The 17192-nt window shown below is 70.0% G+C and carries 17 protein-coding genes; 11 read left to right on the top strand and 6 right to left on the bottom strand.

All coding sequences use genetic code 11. The features are described from left to right. Positions 1 to 91: 91 nt before the first annotated feature. A complete protein-coding gene (locus tag BLU79_RS08810) occupies positions 92 to 976 on the top strand; it encodes a septum formation family protein (protein WP_093905100.1) in 885 nt (294 codons plus the stop codon). Between the two features lie 173 nt (positions 977 to 1149). After that, complete coding sequence (locus tag BLU79_RS08815) at positions 1150 to 3885, top strand: FG-GAP-like repeat-containing protein (protein ID WP_093905487.1); 2736 nt, start codon at positions 1150 to 1152, stop codon at positions 3883 to 3885. 90 nt (positions 3886 to 3975) lie between these two features. Here BLU79_RS08815 and BLU79_RS08820 read toward each other — a convergent pair whose 3' ends face one another. Further along, entirely contained in the window at positions 3976 to 4371 is a 396-nt protein-coding gene (locus tag BLU79_RS08820) for a hypothetical protein (RefSeq protein ID WP_093905488.1), read from the bottom strand. Positions 4372 to 4555: 184 nt separating this feature from the next. Here BLU79_RS08820 and BLU79_RS08825 point away from each other — a divergent pair, with 184 nt between their 5' ends. Then, positions 4556 to 5050 (top strand): DUF1877 family protein, encoded by a 495-nt coding sequence (locus tag BLU79_RS08825; protein ID WP_093905101.1) that lies wholly within the window; start codon positions 4556 to 4558, stop codon positions 5048 to 5050. 94 nt (positions 5051 to 5144) lie between these two features. Here BLU79_RS08825 and BLU79_RS08830 read toward each other — a convergent pair whose 3' ends face one another. From BLU79_RS08830 to BLU79_RS08840, 3 genes are all read right to left on the bottom strand, one after another. Continuing rightward, positions 5145 to 5756, bottom strand: coding sequence for a hypothetical protein (locus tag BLU79_RS08830; RefSeq protein WP_093905102.1), 612 nt, complete (start codon positions 5754 to 5756; stop codon positions 5145 to 5147). A gap of 116 nt (positions 5757 to 5872) precedes the next feature. After that, positions 5873 to 6376 (bottom strand): hypothetical protein, encoded by a 504-nt coding sequence (locus BLU79_RS08835; protein WP_093905103.1) that lies wholly within the window; start codon positions 6374 to 6376, stop codon positions 5873 to 5875. Positions 6377 to 6475: 99 nt separating this feature from the next. Beyond that, a complete protein-coding gene (locus BLU79_RS08840; RefSeq protein ID WP_256333252.1) occupies positions 6476 to 8089 on the bottom strand; it encodes a beta-N-acetylhexosaminidase in 1614 nt (537 codons plus the stop codon). A 215-nt stretch (positions 8090 to 8304) separates the two neighbouring features. Between BLU79_RS08840 and BLU79_RS08845 the strand changes: the two genes are divergently transcribed. From BLU79_RS08845 to BLU79_RS08870, 6 genes are all read left to right on the top strand, one after another. Then, positions 8305 to 8844 (top strand): 2-oxo-4-hydroxy-4-carboxy-5-ureidoimidazoline decarboxylase, encoded by a 540-nt coding sequence (locus BLU79_RS08845; protein WP_093905105.1) that lies wholly within the window; start codon positions 8305 to 8307, stop codon positions 8842 to 8844. A 249-nt stretch (positions 8845 to 9093) separates the two neighbouring features. Beyond that, positions 9094 to 9474 (top strand): succinate dehydrogenase, cytochrome b556 subunit, encoded by a 381-nt coding sequence (gene sdhC, locus BLU79_RS08850; RefSeq protein WP_093905106.1) that lies wholly within the window; start codon positions 9094 to 9096, stop codon positions 9472 to 9474. Between the two features lie 5 nt (positions 9475 to 9479). Beyond that, complete coding sequence (locus BLU79_RS08855; protein ID WP_093905107.1) at positions 9480 to 9962, top strand: succinate dehydrogenase hydrophobic membrane anchor subunit; 483 nt, start codon at positions 9480 to 9482, stop codon at positions 9960 to 9962. 23 nt (positions 9963 to 9985) lie between these two features. Further along, positions 9986 to 11740: a succinate dehydrogenase flavoprotein subunit gene (gene sdhA / locus BLU79_RS08860; protein WP_093905108.1), complete on the top strand. Its 1755-nt coding sequence runs from the start codon at positions 9986 to 9988 to the stop codon at positions 11738 to 11740. After that, positions 11740 to 12501 (top strand): succinate dehydrogenase iron-sulfur subunit, encoded by a 762-nt coding sequence (locus BLU79_RS08865; RefSeq protein ID WP_093905109.1) that lies wholly within the window; start codon positions 11740 to 11742, stop codon positions 12499 to 12501. The genes sdhA and BLU79_RS08865 overlap by 1 nt, the downstream gene beginning before the upstream one ends. A 168-nt stretch (positions 12502 to 12669) precedes the next feature. Then, a complete protein-coding gene (locus tag BLU79_RS08870) occupies positions 12670 to 13299 on the top strand; it encodes a Uma2 family endonuclease (protein ID WP_093905110.1) in 630 nt (209 codons plus the stop codon). Here BLU79_RS08870 and BLU79_RS08875 read toward each other — a convergent pair. Continuing rightward, the gene (locus tag BLU79_RS08875) at positions 13268 to 15757 is read right to left on the bottom strand and encodes a DUF4132 domain-containing protein (RefSeq protein WP_256333217.1); all 2490 of its coding nucleotides are present in this window, start codon (positions 15755 to 15757) and stop codon (positions 13268 to 13270) included. The genes BLU79_RS08870 and BLU79_RS08875 overlap by 32 nt on opposite strands. Next, the gene (locus tag BLU79_RS08880) at positions 15757 to 16149 is read right to left on the bottom strand and encodes a hypothetical protein (RefSeq protein WP_093905111.1); all 393 of its coding nucleotides are present in this window, start codon (positions 16147 to 16149) and stop codon (positions 15757 to 15759) included. Before BLU79_RS08880 ends, BLU79_RS08875 begins: the two co-directional genes overlap by 1 nt. A gap of 68 nt (positions 16150 to 16217) precedes the next feature. Between BLU79_RS08880 and BLU79_RS08885 the strand changes: the two genes are divergently transcribed. Together BLU79_RS08885 and BLU79_RS08890 are read left to right on the top strand one after the other, a co-directional pair. Next, a complete protein-coding gene (locus tag BLU79_RS08885; protein ID WP_093905112.1) occupies positions 16218 to 16628 on the top strand; it encodes a VOC family protein in 411 nt (136 codons plus the stop codon). A gap of 153 nt (positions 16629 to 16781) precedes the next feature. Then, on the top strand, positions 16782 to 17189 hold the full coding sequence (locus BLU79_RS08890) for a hypothetical protein (protein WP_093905490.1): 408 nt from the start codon (positions 16782 to 16784) through the stop codon (positions 17187 to 17189). Positions 17190 to 17192 lie beyond the last annotated feature (3 nt).

The raw sequence follows: 17192 nt of genomic DNA on the forward strand, positions 1-17192 counted from the left end.
GAGACGCCGCCACCTGTGCACAGCCCCACCACAGGAGTGGCATACGATGCGCCCGTTCCGCATAAGGTTTGCATAAGGGGATGTACACGTCATGTCAATGCGCAGCCGATACCGCTCCGTTCGCGGCATTTCCACCGTCGTAGCCCTGCTCGCGATCGGCGCGGTGGGGTGCTCGGACGTCTCGGACGCCGTCGACAGCGCCAAGGACGGCGCGAAGAAGGTGGCCCGCCAGCGTTCGGTGTTCTCGCTGGCCATCGGGGACTGCTACAACCCGAACAACAAGGGCGAGGGCACGGAGGTGCTCGTCGAGATCGTGCCCTGCGCCGAGGCGCACACGGGTCAGGTCGTCGGCGATTTCAAGATCGACGAGGGGACGAAGTACCCCGGTGACGACGCGATCTCGGCCATCGCCGACGAGCGCTGCCCGGCCGAGGCGGAGAAGCTCGCCCCGGACACCTGGGCGCTCCCCAAGGGTGTCGCCGTCTTCTACTACACCCCGACCCAGGAGAGCTGGGCGACCGGCGACCGCGCCGTGACCTGCACGTACACCAAGGAATCGGGCACGTTCACCGGCGAGTTGAACGCGAGGTCCTTCAAGGCCGAGCAGACCGCGTACCTGAAGGGTTCGAACGCCGTCTACGAAGCGCTGTGGGTGAACCAGCCCGCGAAGGACACCGTCGAGGCCGACCTGCCCGGTTACAAGGCACAGGCCAAGGCCGTCGCCGCCGCCCTGGACGCGCACCTCAAGGGCCTGAAGGGCATCGAGGGCGCGGAGGTCGGCAAGCTCCGCGAGCAGCTGACGAAGACGGCCGGGCAGTGGAAGACGGCCGCGAACGCCGCCGACGCCGACGCGTTCTACATCGCCTACGACCCGGCCTTCACCGGCATCGACCCGAACAAGACGGTCGCCGCCCGCAAGGAACTGGGCCTGGCCACCACCGTCCCGGCGGACGACGCCGAGGTCTGGGCGGGCTGACGCCCCCTCCGGCCCCGCGGGGCCACGCTCCTTCCGGCAGGTGGGGCCGGGTCCGCCAAGGACCCGGCCCCACCTCCTCGTTGGGTGACAGTTCCCGGGACTCGTGCGCTGTCTGTAGGTGCCACCTGTGTGACAGGTGTTGCGACCGTGACCATTTCCTAGGGGTGGGACAGTTGAGTCCTCGCAGGACCCATGCGTACAAACCGCTCGGCCTCAAGAGACGTGCGTGGCTGACCGTCGGAGCCGTCGTGCTGAGCGCCGCGGGCGTCGTGACGTACGCCATCGCGGACCCGTCCGCGCCGGCCGACGCCGAGCCGGACGGCCGCAAGCCGTCGATCCACACGCTCAAGCTCAAGGACCGCGGCTCCGGCCGCAGGGGCCTGACCAGGCAGGGCACCGACCGCTTCAGCGCGGTCGTGCTGACCTGGAACGACCCCGAGGCGAAGGCCAAGGGGACGCCCGAGGTGCGCACGCGGGACATCGAGACCGGCGCGTGGTCCGGCTGGCAGAAGGTGACGGTCGAGCCGAGCCAGGCGGACGGCGCCGAGGGCGAACGGGCGGCCCTGCGCGGCGGTACGGAGTCGGTGTGGACCGGCGACTCCGACGGCATCGAGGTGCGCGTCGTGAACGCGGACGGCACCGAGGCGGGCGGCCAGCCGGCCGGCATGGACGTCAAGCTGCTCGACCCGGGCACGGACCCGGAGGGCGCGATACGCCCGGCCGCGTTCGTGGCGGAGGAGACCACGACGCCGGCCACGGAGCCCCCGGTACCGACGGAGACCGGCACGCCGACGGAGACCGGCACGCCGACGGAGACGGTCACGCCGACCGACACGGCCGCACCGACCGACTCCCCGACGCCCACGGACACCCCGACGGTGACCGAGACGCCCACCGCGTCCACGTCCCCGACCGCCTCGCCGACCGCCTCCCCCACGCCGACCCCCACGGTCCCCGCACCCCGGCCCTCGACGGTCGTCAAGCCGCCGGTCATCACGCAGGCCGAGTGGGGCGCGTCGACGGACTACGACGGCACACCGGAGTACGGCACCGAGATCAAGGCCGCCGTCGTCCACCACACCGGCGTCGACACCGACAACACCCTGTCCTGCGCCGAGTCCGCGGCCCGGCTGCGCACCATCCAGCAGGCGCACATCAGCCAGGGCTACTTCGACATCGGCTACAACTTCGTCGTCGACCGGTGCGGCCAGATCTTCGAGGGCCGCAGCGGCGGCACGGACCTGCCGGTGATCGGCGCCCATGACGCCGGGTTCAACACCAACACGGTCGGCATCTCGTACATCGGCAACTTCGAGAAGGCCACGCCCAGCCGCGCCGGCCTGGACGCCATCGCGCGGATCGTGGCCTGGAAGTTCGGGATGTACGGCGTCGACCCGACCGGCAAGGTCACGCTGACCTCCGGCGTGGACCAGGGCTACAGCGGCAACAAGATCCCCAAGGGCACGTCCGTCACGCTGCCCCGGGTCTTCGGCCACCGGGACACCAACTCCACGGCCTGCCCCGGCGCGGGCCTCTACGCCAAGCTCAGCCAGATCGCCCAGGTCGCCAAGACCCCGGGCATCTCGCACGCGTTGGCCACCTCGGACGTCAACCGGGACGGCGTCACCGACCTGGTCACCGGCACGCCCCGCGCGCTGAGCAACGGCGGCACCGTCACCGTCGTCCCGGGCGGCATCGACGGCCCGGTCACCGCCTCGAAGCGGACGCTCACCCAGAACAGCACCGGCGTCCCCGGCTCCCACGAGTCCGGCGACAACTTCGGCGCGGCCACGGCATGGGGCGACGTCAACGGCGACGGCTACGCCGACCTCGCGATCGGCGCGCCCGGCGAGGACGACACCAGCGGCAACGCCGACCGCGGCTCGGTCACGGTGCTGTACGGCCCGGGGCTCGACTCCGGCTTCACGTACACCACTTCGGGCAGTGTCACGGCGGCCGGCGCCAAGCTCGGCTCGACGGTCGCCGTCGGTGACTTCAACGGCGACGGCAAGGCGGACGTGTTCGCGGCCGGCACCGGCAAGGGCGGCAACTTCAGCGCCCGGCTGACCGGCGGCGCCACGGCCACCGGCACGCTCACCACGGCCACCGGCTCGGTCGCCTACCTGGACGCCGCGACCGGCGACTTCAACCGGGACGGCTACGCGGACGTCGCCCTCAACTACCGCGACACGGGCGGCATCGGCCGCGTGCTCCGCTTCGCGGGCTCGGCGACCGGCCTCACCAAGGCCGGGGTCATCTCCGTCAAGGGCGGCCGTTCCCTCGCCGCGGGCGACGTCAACGGCAACGGCTACGACGACATCGTCATCGGCCAGCCGGTCGCGTCCGAGTCGGGCGGTCTCTCCGGCGGCCAGATCACCATGGTCCCCGGCACGTCGACGGGCTTCACCACCACCGGCATGACGACGATCCACCAGGACACGGCGAACGTCGCCGGCGGCAACGAGTCCGGCGACCTGTTCGGCGCCTCCGTCTCGGTCGGCGACTACAACGCCGACGGCTTCGCCGACGCCCTCACCGGCGTCCCCGGCGAGGACTTCCCGCGCTCCGGCGTGAACCAGTCCAACGCGGGTGACGCACTCCTGGCCAAGGGCACGTCGACCGGCCTGACCGGCACCGGCTCCATCCGCCTCTCGCAGGACACGTCCGGTGTCCCCGGCGCCGCGGAGACCGGCGACCTGTTCGGCTCCGCCGTCTCGCTGACCGACCTGTCGGGCTACGGCCGCGCGGACCTGACGTTCGGCGCGGAGGGCGAGGACGGCACGGACGGCATCGTCCTGTACGTCCCGAGCAACAGCACGGGCCTCGGCTACACCCAGGCGGTCATCTACAGCAAGACCACGCTGGGCACCCCGACCGACGCCCACCTGGGCCAGACGCTGACGCCGTAATCCGGCGAGCACACCTGACCCGGCCGGGACCCCGCCCATTCACGGGGTCCCGGCCGGATCATGTCTCCTGCGGCGCCCCACCGGCACGCCCTACCCCCACGACTGGCCGTGGGTCGCGTCCCGGCACAGCAACCGCAGTGATCCGTCGCCCGCGAAGGTCCGCCGCGCCTCGTCGATCGGGTCCCACAGCCTGCCGTCGGGCGTACGGATCCAGTGGTCGCCGCCCGACGCCCACCACTCGGCGCCGGCCTGACGGACGATCACCTCACCGGCGTACGCACCGAGACCGCGCAGAGTGGTCTCCACGGCGGCGTACGGAGTTCCCTCGTCGCGCAGACTGTCGATCATCCGGTCGACCCGCCACAGGCTCTGCGCCGAGTAGTCGAGCCGCAGCCGCGCTCCCTCGCGCATCATGGCCACCGCGTCCGCCGCCCATCGCACCGGCTTCGCCGCAGCTGAGGGCCTGGTCTCCGCTTGAGTCGTCACATCCTGGAGAGCGTGGACGAACGCCTTTTCGTCACCCGGAATCGGCGGCTTCCCGGGACCGGTGCAGGACCGCCCCACCTCGCCCCCACGACAGTCACAGGACTCCCGCAGGAACCAGGTTTACGCGGCAGCCCACGTTGACGCGAGGGTGACACTTCGCCGCTCCCGTGCGCTCCAGTCACTGATGAGCATGTACTTCCATCTCCGCGCGGTGCCGCCCTCGGCCCTGCGCAACAGCGCGACCTGGTTCCAGCGCCTGTTCGAGGACGACTGGGACACCGTGCGGGAGCGGATCGGCCGGCATCGCGAGGAGGTGCTGGACAAGCGGTACGGCGAGTTCGAGCTCCTCTACTCCGGCATCCCCCCGAACCAAGCACCGGACGGCCCTTGCACCCAAGTGGTCCTCGGCGGCCGCCCGGTGACCGCCACCGACACCTCCCTGCCACCGTTCCGGCTGCTCACCGCGTCCCAGGTGACCGGGGTCGCCGGGTTCCTCAGGGCGGCCGACTTCGACGGCCTGTGGCGGCACGCGCGCGTGCGGCTGCTCCAGCCGTACGACGTACCGGACCCGGAACCCGAGGTGCGCGGCCTCTTCGCGGCGACGCACCGCGACCTGACCGCCTTCTACACGCGGACGGCCGAGTACGGCGACGCGGTGGTGAAGTGGCCGGTGCCGTGACAGCGAGAGAAGAGCGGGAGGAGATCCGGGCGCCACGAAGGAACTCCGGGCATCACGGAAGAAGATCCGGGCGCCACGGAAGCAGATCCGTCCGTCAGCCCTTCCCGCGGGCCCGCCGCGACACCACCGCCCGCAGCACCCGCCGCCCCTCCGTCGACACCTCGAGCGCCCGGCGCAGCCCGCCCGCGCCATGTCCGGCGAGGATTTCCAGCACGCTGACCTGACGGCGCAGTTCGGCGGCGACCAGCGGCGACATGCCCTCCGCTCGGCCCGCGACGGGTGCCCCACCCGCTCGCACGGAGTTGAGCGCCTGGGTCGGGGCGGCCGCCGAGGACGCGTCGCCCGCCGCGGGGTCGAGCAGCCGGTGTATCTGCAGCGAGGCGACCGAGCAGGCGTCGGCCCAGATCCTCGCCTCGGCGGCCGACCGGACGGCCGGGGCGGCGGCCAGCATCCGCCGGGCGAGCAGCGCGGCCTCGTCCTCGATGTCCTCGTCGTCCATGATCTCCGCGATGCCCAGCTTGGAGCGCGCCTGCTCCAGCAGCCCGCCCCAGGCGGCCGGGTCGCCGCCCGCCGCGAGGTTCGCCCACAGCGGCCGCAGCACCTCGTCGTCGCCGCCCAGCAGCGGCACACAGCGATCCAAACAAGCCAACCCGCTGGTGGCCAGTCCGCGTTCGTCGGCCTGAGCGATCAGTTCCACCAGGCTCATCCACGCCTCCCTAAGCGGGTCATTCACGAGGGTCGGGGTCCCCGCACAGGCCCCTGGCGAGCACCTTCCTAACGGAGCCCGCACTTCCCCTTACTGCGTGCGACGGCCCGTGAGTGTCACAGCGGCACGACTCCGAGCCGGTCGAGCAACCGGAAGAAGAGGTTTTCGGCCAAAGGGTCCGCATCAGCGGTGAGTACGTCGACGACCGACTCGGCGTTCACCTCGTGCCCGGCCTCGGCGGCCCAGGCAACGGCCCGCGCGGCGGCGTCAGGAGGTTCGAGGAAGTAGTCCTCCAGCGTGAGCCCCTCGTCCCCGGCGCCGAGGTACCCGGCCATCGTGGACCGGGCCAGACACGTCGTCCACACCCCGCTCTCCGGCGCCGCCGCCTCCACGACCACGGAGGCACTGTCCATGACGTACCCGAAGAGGGCGGGCGCGCCGGTCTCGCGGGCCAGGTCGTTCATGTTGCCGACCTCGCCGTCCCCGCTCGGGTACTCCCACACCTGCCAGCCGCCCGGCGCGGAGTCGCGCAGGGCCATGCCCTCGGCGCCGGCCAGCGCGTCCAGCTCCGCCAGCGGCCGCTCCGCGCGGCCCACGACGAAGTACCCCCAGTAGCCCATCCCGTTCCCCCTGGCTGTTCGGTTCGGCTCGGGCCGAATACACCACAGTCGTACGAGGGTTCGCAGCCTTATGGGCCAATCCACAGCCCGATCCGCAGCTCAACCCAGCTTGTCCGCGAGTGCCCTGAACTGCGCCCAGGACAACTCCGGCGTCCCCGGGTCCCACAGTTTCTGGGTCAGCGCCCGCAGCGGCATCCGGATCCCGGCGGCGACCTGCGCCTGCGTCTGCGAGTTCGCGAGATCGCACCACACCGCGAAGGACCCGCCCAGGATCTGGTCGTCGTACGTCGCCGGCACGGCCGTAGTCCCGCGCAGGACCCGCGGCGTCCACTGCTCGTAGATCCGCTGACCCGTCGGATAGACGAAAGTCTGCGGCTGCCCGAGCACGTAGTAGAGGAACTCGTCGTTGTAGTTGATCACCAGCCGCCCCTCGCGCAGGTACTCCACCGGCGTCCGGGCCCCGATCTCCTTGCCGGTCCAGTACGCCACCCGGATGTCCTTGTCCGGCCGGACGGACGTGTCCCGGAAGAACCCGTCGTTCCACGCCCGCGGCGTGCGGTCATGGGCGCGGACGGTGGCGGCGCGGTCGTTGAGCCATCCGGTGGCGAGGTCGGCGACCGTGCCGCCGGAGCCGTAGGCCGCCCGGGCTGCGGTGGCGAGCTGCGGGTAGGAGGCCTCGGGGTTCGAGACGACCAGGGCCTGGTACTCGTCGCCGCCGAGGTGCCACTGGCTCCCCGGGAAGAGGCCGGCGTACTCGTTCAGCAGATCGTCGACGATCTCGGCGGACTCGGCCTTGGAGATGTCGATGGCACCCCGCGTAGCGACCCCGTTCACGTTGCGCAGTTGCAGATCGGGGTGCGCGGCGATGACGGCCCCCAGATGGCCGGGCGAGTCGATCTCGGGCACGACGGTGATGTGCCGGCTCTCCGCGAGCTCGACGATCTTCCTGACCTGCGCCTTGGTCAGATGCTGCTGCGACACGATCTCGGGATGCGAGGTGGACTCGATACGGAACCCCTGGTCGTCCGAGAAGTGCAGCCCCAGCTCGTTGAACTTCAGGTCCCCGAGCTCCCGCACCCGGTCCTCGATCCAGTCCGCGGTGAAGTGCTTGCGGGCGATGTCGAGCATGAACCCGCGCACCGGCTTGGCGGGCTCGTCGCGCACGACGCCCTCCGGGGCCGCACCCGCACCCTGCACCTCCTGCTTCAGCGTCCGCGTCCCGTAGAAGACCCCCGCCTCGCCCGGCCCGCTGATCGCCACGCGCCCGTCGCGCACGGTCATGGTGTACGACTCCGGGTCCGCGCCCTTGGCGCCGCCGAGGGCCAGCCGCACGTCCCCGGCGCGCGAGTCCTCCTTCTCGCCCGCATACGTCAGCCCCAGCTCACCGGCGATGAGCCGCCCCTCGTCGGCGAGCCTCGCGTCGCTCACGACGACCCGCTCCCCGCTCGCAGGACGCCAGCCGGGCCCCCGGGCGGCGGTGTGGGAACTCACGGCCGGGATCGTCTGGGGAGCCTTTGAGAGCGGATACGACCGAGTGGGTGACGGAGTGGGCGCGGCCGGTTTTCTCGGGGCGGCCGGCGAGGCGGCCTCGGAGGTCCCCGGGGCGGACCGCCGCTGCTCGGACCCGCCCGGCGCTCCGTCGTCGCCGGTGGCCAGGAGCCCGAGGCTCACCCCGGCCCCGACCGTCACGAGGACCACCGCGACGATCAGCACCCAGGTCTGCTTCAGCGCCCTCTTCGCCGGTGCCCGGCGCCTGTGCTTGTGCTGGATCACCTCGCCAACGTAACTCCGTTGCCACGTTCGGGCGTCCACAGGACGTTCCGAAACTCTCCCGTTCGGCTGAAATTCGGGCATCCGTCAGACACGTCACGGCCACTCTCGATAACGTGAGCGCCACTCCTTTCCCAAATTCCCCTGCCGAAACCCACGTGACGCCCACACACCTTCCTGGCCGAGTCGCCATACCGTCGCTCCCCGAGCAGACGCGCACTCCACCGTCCCCGAACGCGCTGGAGTCCTTCAACACCGCTCCCACAGCCGAGGTCCACCAGACCCTCCTGACCTGCCTGCACAGCCCCCGCTGGGCCGACCGGCTCGCCGGCCACCGCCCCTACCCGGACCTGGACGCCCTCCTGGCAGCGTCGGACGAGGCCGCGTACGACTTGACTCCCGGGGATCTGGCAGAGGCCCTGGCAGCAGAAACGTTGCCGGTACTGCCGGAGGGGATCTACGGAGCGGCCCACATGGCACTCAATGCGGCGAATGCGGCATACGAGGCCAAGTTCGGCCATGCATTCATCATCTGCGTGGACGACCTGCCACCGGCAGAGGCCCTGGACCAGGTCCTACACGCCATCCGATCTCGATTGGCGAACGATCCGGACGACGAACGCGTAGTGACGGCAGAGGAACTCCGGCGCCTGGCGAAGGGACGGCTGACGCACGCCCTCAGGGGCGCGGGGCTGTAGTCGATTTGCGGCTCCGCCGCGCGGGCGCGACCAGCCCAACGGCGCCGCACCCGGCAACCAACAGGACACCCCACCCCATTAGCCGCCAATCACCCATCCGCGTGCCAGTTTGATCACACCGCCCGCCCCCCGCTCAGCCCAGCGGCAGCGCATCGCTACGATGCTGGGGGCCGGTGGACCGTACCCGGCCGGGCCCGACCGACAGCACAAGCCGGCGCGGCCCCAATCCCCGCTCCCGGAGGAACTTCCGTGCCGGCTGGAACGCTGTACCGCGGCCGGGAAGGAATGTGGTCCTGGGTGGCTCACCGAGTCACCGGCGTCCTCATTTTCTTCTTCCTGTTCGTTCACGTGCTGGACACCGCACTCGTCCGCGTCTCTCCCGAGGACTACGACAAGGTCGTAGCCACGTACAAGACGCCGATCGTCGCGCTGCTGGAGTACGGCCTCGTCGCCGCCATCCTCTTCCACGCACTCAACGGGCTCCGCGTCATCGCCGTCGACTTCTGGTCGAAGGGCCCGCGCTACCAGAAGCAGATGCTCTGGTCCGTCGTCGGCCTGTGGGTCGTGCTGATGCTCGGGGCCATCTACCCCGTCCTCGGCCACGCCGCTCGTGAAGTGTTCGGGAGCTGACGCGCATGTCCACCACTGAATCCACCGCGACCGGTATCGGCCCCGTCGAGGGCGAGTCCCTCTACAACGTCGACAACCCGGCCCCCCTCATCGAGGCCCCGCGCAAGCGCACCAAGAAGACCCCCAGGTCCACCCGGGGCAACTTCGAGATGGCCGCCTGGCTGTTCATGCGCCTGTCCGGCATCGTGCTCGTCGTCCTGGTCATCGGCCACCTGCTGATCCAGCTGGTGCTGGACGGCGGCGTGTCGAAGATCGGCTTCGCCTTCGTGGCCGGCCGCTGGGCGAGCCCGTTCTGGCAGGTCTGGGACCTGCTCATGCTGTGGCTCGCGATGCTGCACGGCGCCAACGGCCTGCGCACGGTCATCAACGACTACGCGGAGCGCGCGAACACCCGGCTGTGGCTGAAGGGCCTGCTCTACACCGCCACGGTGTTCACCATCCTGCTGGGCACGCTGGTGATCTTCACCTTCGACCCGAACATCCGCTAGGCACGGGGCTGAGGTAACCGACCATGAAGATCCACAAGTACGACACCGTCATCGTCGGCGCCGGTGGCGCGGGCATGCGCGCGGCCATCGAGTCGACGAAGCGCAGCCGCACCGCCGTGCTGACCAAGCTGTACCCCACCCGCTCCCACACGGGCGCCGCGCAGGGTGGCATGGCCGCCGCGCTGGCCAACGTGGAGGAGGACAACTGGGAGTGGCACACCTTCGACACGGTCAAGGGCGGTGACTACCTGGTCGACCAGGACGCCGCCGAGATCCTGGCGAAGGAGGCCATCGACGCCGTCCTCGACCTGGAGAAGATGGGCCTGCCGTTCAACCGCACCCCGAACGGCACCATCGACCAGCGCCGCTTCGGCGGTCACTCGCGCAACCACGGCGAGGCCCCGGTCCGCCGGTCCTGCTACGCCGCGGACCGCACCGGCCACATGATCCTCCAGACGCTGTACCAGAACTGCGTCAAGGAGGGCGTGGAGTTCTTCAACGAGTTCTACGTCCTGGACCAGCTGATCACCGAGGTCGACGGCGTCAAGAAGTCGGCGGGCGTCGTGGCGTACGAACTCGCCACCGGCGAGATCCACGTCTTCCAGGCGAAGGCCGTGATCTACGCCTCCGGCGGCACCGGCAAGTTCTTCAAGGTGACGTCGAACGCGCACACGCTGACCGGTGACGGCCAGGCGGCGGTCTACCGTCGCGGGCTGCCGCTGGAGGACATGGAGTTCTTCCAGTTCCACCCGACCGGCATCTGGCGCATGGGCATCCTGCTGACGGAGGGCGCCCGTGGTGAGGGCGGCATCCTCCGCAACAAGGACGGCGAGCGCTTCATGGAGAAGTACGCGCCGGTCATGAAGGACCTCGCGTCCCGTGACGTCGTGTCCCGCTCCATCTACACGGAGATCCGCGAGGGCCGCGGCTGTGGCCCCGAGGGCGACCACGTCTACCTGGACCTCACGCACCTCCCGCCGGAGCAGCTGGACGCCAAGCTGCCCGACATCACCGAGTTCGCCCGCACCTACCTGGGCATCGAGCCGTACACGGACCCGATCCCGATCCAGCCCACCGCGCACTACGCCATGGGCGGCATCCCGACCAACGTCGAGGGTGAGGTCCTTCTCGACAACACGACGGTGGTCCCGGGCCTGTACGCGGCCGGCGAGGTCGCCTGCGTCTCGGTGCACGGCGCGAACCGTCTCGGCACCAACTCGCTGCTGGACATCAACGTGTTCGGTCGCCGGGCGGGCATCGCGGCGGCGGAGTACAGCCAGAAGGCGGAGTACGTCGAGCTGCCGGAGAACCCGGCCCAGCTGGTGATCGACCAGGTGGAGCACCTGCGCTCCTCGACCGGCACCGAGCGGGTGGCGACGCTCCGCAAGGAGCTGCAGGAGACCATGGACGCGAACGTCATGGTGTTCCGCACGGAGCAGACGATCAAGACGGCGGTCGAGAAGATCGCGGAGCTCCGCGAGCGCTACAAGAACGTCTCGGTCCAGGACAAGGGCAAGCGGTTCAACACGGACCTGCTGGAGGCCATCGAGCTCGGCAACCTGCTCGACCTGGCCGAGGTCATGGCGGTCTCCGCGCTGGCCCGCAAGGAGTCCCGCGGCGGTCACTACCGCGAGGACTACCCGAACCGCGACGACGTCAACTTCATGCGCCACACCATGGCGTACCGCGAGGTGGGCGACGACGGCGCCGAGTCCATCCGTCTCGACTACAAGCCGGTCGTCCAGACCCGCTACCAGCCGATGGAGCGTAAGTACTGATGGCTACCCCTGTTCTGGACAAGGTGGAGGCAGAGTCCGCCGCGTCCCCGTACATCACGGTCACCTTCCGGGTCCGCCGCTTCAACCCGGAGGTCTCGGCGGAGGCGACCTGGGAAGACTTCCAGCTGGAGATCGACCCGAAGGAGCGCGTCCTCGACGGTCTGCACAAGATCAAGTGGGACCTGGACGGCACGCTGACCTTCCGCCGCTCCTGCGCCCACGGCATCTGCGGCTCGGACGCGATGAGGATCAACGGCAAGAACCGTCTTGCCTGCAAGACCCTCATCAAGGACATCAACCCCGAGAAGCCGATCACGGTCGAGCCCATCAAGGGCCTCACGGTCCTGAAGGACCTCGTGGTCGACATGGAGCCGTTCTTCCAGGCCTACCGGGACGTCATGCCCTTCCTCATCACGAAGGACACGAACGAGCCCACCCGCGAGCGCCTCCAGACCGCCGAGGACCGCGAGCGCTTCGACGACACGACGAAGTGCATCCTCTGCGCCGCCTGCACGTCCTCGTGCCCGGTCTTCTGGAACGACGGCCAGTACTTCGGCCCGGCCGCCATCGTCAACGCGCACCGCTTCATCTTCGACTCGCGCGACGAGGCCGGCGAGCAGCGCCTGGAGATCCTCAACGACAAGGACGGCGTCTGGCGCTGCCGGACGACCTTCAACTGCACGGACGCCTGCCCGCGCGGTATCGAGGTCACGAAGGCGATCGCCGAGGTGAAGAAGGCGCTGATCACGCGCCGGTTCTGAGGTCGTGTTCGGTACGGCTGTTCCGTACGGCTGTGAGGGCCCCGTTTCCGCTGGAGACGGGGCCTTTTGCGTGCGAGCACACGTTCGGGTGAACGTGATCGTGAAGGACGGGCGGGTGTTGTCCGGCCTACGATGATGGTCTCGGCACCAGCCCACAGGAGGCACGCAATGTCCGCTGCATCCGTCGAGCGGCCCCACGAGGCCCGTCCGCTGATCGCGCAGGCCAATCGGCTCATGGACCGCAATCCGGGCTACCGCGTCGAGATCATCGGAGGCCAGATCCTCGTGTCCCCGCCCCCCGACGGACCGCACGCCGCAGCCCTGACAGACCTCATGCTGCCCTTCATCTCCGCCGGCCTCCACGGCCCGGAATCGAAGGTCGTCCAGGGTGTCGGTCTCTGGCTGCCGGTCGGCACCGAGGACTATGCGATCCCCGATCTCTCGCTGGTCGACGCCGACTACCAGGACCACTACATCGAGAACAACTGCTACGACCCCGTCTGCTTCCGCCTGGTCCTGGAAGTCACCTCCAGCAACTACCGCGCCGACCTGCGTACCAAGGTCACCGCATATGCGGAGGCGAAGATCCCCGTCTATGTCATCGTCGACCGCAAGCATCAACGCCTGCACGTCCTCACCGAGCCCGCAGGGGACACATACGAGAACCACCGTCCCCACGTCCCCGGCGAGATCGTCGCCCTCCCCGACTCCATCGGAGCCAAGGTCACCCTGGACGTGACGGAGATCTTGAAGGCGGGCCGGCCGGCTACAACTGACTCAGAATCGTCGGGTCCGTGATCTTCAGGTCGTCGGCCAGCATCATCGCCTTGCTGAGGATCACCGCCAGCATCCGGTCGCCCTCGTACGGCAGGTAACCCGTCTGCGGGGCCGCGGGGTTGGACTTGGGGACGATGCACAGGTACTGGTCGTTCGGGGTCATGAGGATGTTGCCCGAGCCGAGGTGGATCTTGTACGTGTGGCGTGTGCCCTTCACATGCAGGAAGCGGCCCTCGATCGTGCATCGGTCGGCGATCGCCAGCCTCGGTATCAGGCGTTCGAGGAGGGCCCGGCGGGTCTCCGCGCTCGCGCCGAGCTCACCGAAGCCGTACGACGTCCAGTACTCCCGGAAGCGGCCACCGGGGCCGCCGTCCTGCCAGGTCGGGTCGTTGCCGACGCTCGCCACTCCGACGAACAGGTCGACGTCGCGCAGGACTTCGGACAGGACCAGGGGCGGGACGTCCGTCAGGGGCAGCGGGTCGACCGGGTCGACTCCGCCGCGCAGCCACATGCGGTACTCACCGCCGCAGCAGTGCGCCGAGTTCTGCGGGGCGTCGATCGGGTAGAAGCGGACCTGGTCGGTACGCAGCCGCAGGAAGCTGCCGGATTCGGTGATGTCCTCGTAGTTCTCGCCGCTGTCGCCCGCGATCCAGTACTCGGCGCGCAGGCCCCATTGAGGCAACTCCCGGACGGCGGGCGGCGCCTCGTCGTCGACGGCCAGGCGCAGCTTGTTGTGCCAGCCCCGGATCGCGGCCAGGGAGTGGAACTGGTGCTGGCGCAGGACGTGCGCCGCGAAGCGGTTGGAGTACGTCCCCGTCGTGCGCTCGGCGTCCGTCAGCAGGTACACCTCGCGGTGGGCCTGCTTGAAGGGCTGGGTGATGCCGTGCCGCTCCAGCCAGTCGCGCCACGCGACGATCTGGGCGGGTTCGTGGCCGACCGGGTGCCACAGCTCGACGTGCGTGCCCTCCGTCACCGGTGCGTCGGCCAGGGTGCGCAGCTCGCCGTCCGCGTACCCCACCGTCGTACCGTCGACCGTCCACAGGAGCCGGCGGGCGAGCGTGCCGACCAGCGGGTGGTCGAGGTAGCGCTCGCGCCAGGCGGGGTACGGCCAGGTGCGGCGGGCCAGGAACTGGCGGTCCAGGCGCTCGCTCTGCGCCGAGAGCATCTTGTCGATGTCCTTGACCGCACCCTTGAGTTCCTTGAGCTCGTCGGCGTGATCGCGTCGTACGGCGGCGGGCACGCTCTTCACCGCCTTGCCGTTCGCGTTGCACCAGCTCAACACGGCCTTGGGGCCGCGGACTTCGAGCAACGCCGTGACCTCGCCGAGCCGGTGCTCGGCGCGGCCGACCTCCGTCAGGCCGTACGCCGGTACGGCGAGTTCCTCGATCTCCTCGCGGCTCAGGCCCATCGCCTCCGCCCTGGCGTCCAGGCCGCTGTTCAGCAGCTTGAGCGTGCCCTTGAAGGTGACGCGGGTGGCGAGGCGGGCCAGTTCGGCGAGGGCGGCCTCACCGTCGATACGGGCCAGGGCGTTGACGGCGGCGTTGGCGACCTTGGGGTTCACCGGGCCGAGGCCCGCGACCTTGCGCAGGGCGGTCTCGACGAGGGCGCCCAGGGTGCGGGCGGTATCGGGGTGCGGGGGAAGGAGGGAGAGCAGCCAGGCGAGGCCGCGCAGGGCGTCGGCGTTGTACGGGTCGAAGACGGCGTTGACGTCCGGGCCGTAGCGCTGCTCCAGCAGCGGGCGGGTGCGCGGCCTGCCCACCAGCCGCAGCCAGGACAGCAGCCGCTCCCGCACCTCGTCGGCGCCGAGTGGCTCGATCAGCGCGCGGCCGGTCTTGTCCCACTTCGCGGAAGGTCGGGCGGCGGTCGCGGTGGCCGCGTGGGCGAGCAGTCGACGCCAGTCGTCGCCGAGCTCGTCCGCCTCGGCGAGGGCCCGGTCTGCCCATGCCTCGCCGGGGTTCACGACGGGGTCGTGCAGCCGTGCGACCAGCGCTCCCAGCTGTTTCCCGCCGTTCCACAGCACCAGGGACGAGCGGCGGACCACGGCGACGAACTCGCCGGGCAGTTCCCGCCCGTCGGCGTGCTCCAGTTCGGCGAGCCTGATGAGCTGATGGGTGTTGTAGTGCACGTCCTGCTCCGCGGCCAGGCGGATCAGCGCGGCCCGGGTGTCTGGCCGCTGCGTCTCGGCGGTCGGCTGCGTCCTCCCGATGTTGGCGAGCAGAACCACGATGCTGCGGCGCGCGGGCGCGCCTGGCTCCACCTCGTGGTAGCGGGTGGTCAGCCGGTGCACGAGCTCCGACTGGAACCGGTCGTCCGCGGCCACGGCCGCGTCGAGGACTTTGCGGCCCTCCCTGCCCCAGTGGTCGTAGACCATCTCGGCGAGCGCGAGCAGTTCGGGGACGAGGCCGTCGGCTTCCTCGGCGGCGATCAGGTCGAGGGCGGCGCGGACCCGGCGGGCGTGCTCGGGGGTCGACTCGGCCATCAGCCACCCACCAGGGCCACGAGCTTGAGAAACGTGATCTCGGTACCGAGCGCGAGGTCGATCTCCTCGTCGAGGTCGGTGACCTGACGGTCCCCCACGAGCACGAGGAAGCCGTTGCCGCCGAAGGCCTTCAACGCCAGCTCGGTCTGCGTCTCGGGGTCTATCCGGCGGGCCGTGCGCATCGCGTACCCGTTGAGCACGCGCTCGGCGTCCTGCGGCTGCACGAGGCCCTGGAAGACCTCCGGCGTGCGCGCGTTGTACTCGGCGACCTCCTGGAAGACCCGGCGCCGGATCAACTCACGCACGGTGAGCCGCTCCTCGGCGATCTCCAGCCCCCAGCCGTCGCTGCGGCTCCCGCTTGTCGTCTCGTCGACGAACTTCACGAATCCCATGCCGACGACAGTACGAGCCACCACTGACAATCACCGGATCCGGTCGATCATCCCCTTACCCTGACGGTATGTCAGATGATGAGTCGTACGAGCTGCTCGGGTTCGACAATCTGCTGCTGCCGGTCGGCGACCTCGGCGAGGCCGTCCGGTTCTACGAGCTCGCCGGGTTCGTGGTCGGGTTCCGGCTCGACGAGGCCGGGATCGCGCTGCTGAAGGTCGGGGGCGAGACGCCCGGGATTCTGCTGCGGCACGAGGAGACGCTGGGCCACCGGTCGCCTCCCTGGCTCTGCCCGCGGGTCTGGCTGGAGGTGCCGGACGCGCGGGCGGCGGCGCGGGCGTTGGCCGGGGTGGGCATCATGCCGCTCGACGAGCCCTTCTCCGGGGCCACCGGATGGACCGTCGAGATCGCCGATCCCTGGGGGAACGTCATCGGGCTCACGGACTACTCCAAGCGGCCGGCGCTCGGGCGCAGGCCCTGACCGGGGCCGGGGCGGGGACTGCGCCGGAGGTCGGGACGGAGGCCGCGGCGGAGGCGTGACGGAGGCCTCACGCAATTGAGTTGAACACGTTCAAAGTCAGGGTCTACAGTCATCCCTGTCAGCATTTTGAACGTGTTCAAGAAGGGGGAGGCCATGGACCGCACGGTCATCGCCTACGTCATCTACCTGGTCGTCAGCATCGCCCTCACCGTCTGGGTGGCCCGCACACTCAGCCGCAACGGACGGATCTTCCTCGCCGACGTGCTGCGCGGGAACGAGAAGCTCGCCGACGCCGTGAACCACCTTCTGGTGGTCGGCTTCTACCTCGTCAACCTCGGCTTCGTCTCGCTGTACCTGAGCGACGACGACACCGTCCTCGACACCCGCGGGGTCTTCGAGGCCCTGTCGACCAAGCTCGGCGTGGTGCTGCTGGTGCTCGGCGTGATGCACCTGGGCAACGTCTACGTGCTCAACAAGATCCGTCGGCGCGGCGTGATGGAGCGGGAGCAGGTGCCTCCGGTCGCTCCGCAGGACTGGGTCGCTCCGTCGGCCGGGGCGTGACCC

Origin of the sequence: Streptomyces sp. cf386, assembly GCF_900103585.1 — a bacterium.
GTDB lineage: Bacteria > Actinomycetota > Actinomycetes > Streptomycetales > Streptomycetaceae > Streptomyces.

What these genes read in the sequence shown, in the direction of transcription:
- BLU79_RS08865 (WP_093905109.1), top strand. Translation starts at nt 11,740, where the DNA reads ATGGCTACCCCTGTTCTGGACAAGGTGGAGGCAGAGTCCGCCGCGTCC.
- BLU79_RS08875 (WP_256333217.1), bottom strand. Translation starts at nt 15,757, where the DNA reads ATGGCCGAGTCGACCCCCGAGCACGCCCGCCGGGTCCGCGCCGCCCTC.
- BLU79_RS08855 (WP_093905107.1), top strand. Translation starts at nt 9,480, where the DNA reads ATGTCCACCACTGAATCCACCGCGACCGGTATCGGCCCCGTCGAGGGC.
- BLU79_RS08885 (WP_093905112.1), top strand. Translation starts at nt 16,218, where the DNA reads ATGTCAGATGATGAGTCGTACGAGCTGCTCGGGTTCGACAATCTGCTG.
- BLU79_RS08890 (WP_093905490.1), top strand. Translation starts at nt 16,782, where the DNA reads ATGGACCGCACGGTCATCGCCTACGTCATCTACCTGGTCGTCAGCATC.
- BLU79_RS08825 (WP_093905101.1), top strand. Translation starts at nt 4,556, where the DNA reads ATGAGCATGTACTTCCATCTCCGCGCGGTGCCGCCCTCGGCCCTGCGC.
- sdhA (WP_093905108.1), top strand. Translation starts at nt 9,986, where the DNA reads ATGAAGATCCACAAGTACGACACCGTCATCGTCGGCGCCGGTGGCGCG.
- BLU79_RS08870 (WP_093905110.1), top strand. Translation starts at nt 12,670, where the DNA reads ATGTCCGCTGCATCCGTCGAGCGGCCCCACGAGGCCCGTCCGCTGATC.
- BLU79_RS08810 (WP_093905100.1), top strand. Translation starts at nt 92, where the DNA reads ATGTCAATGCGCAGCCGATACCGCTCCGTTCGCGGCATTTCCACCGTC.
- BLU79_RS08830 (WP_093905102.1), bottom strand. Translation starts at nt 5,756, where the DNA reads ATGAGCCTGGTGGAACTGATCGCTCAGGCCGACGAACGCGGACTGGCC.
- BLU79_RS08880 (WP_093905111.1), bottom strand. Translation starts at nt 16,149, where the DNA reads ATGGGATTCGTGAAGTTCGTCGACGAGACGACAAGCGGGAGCCGCAGC.
- BLU79_RS08835 (WP_093905103.1), bottom strand. Translation starts at nt 6,376, where the DNA reads ATGGGCTACTGGGGGTACTTCGTCGTGGGCCGCGCGGAGCGGCCGCTG.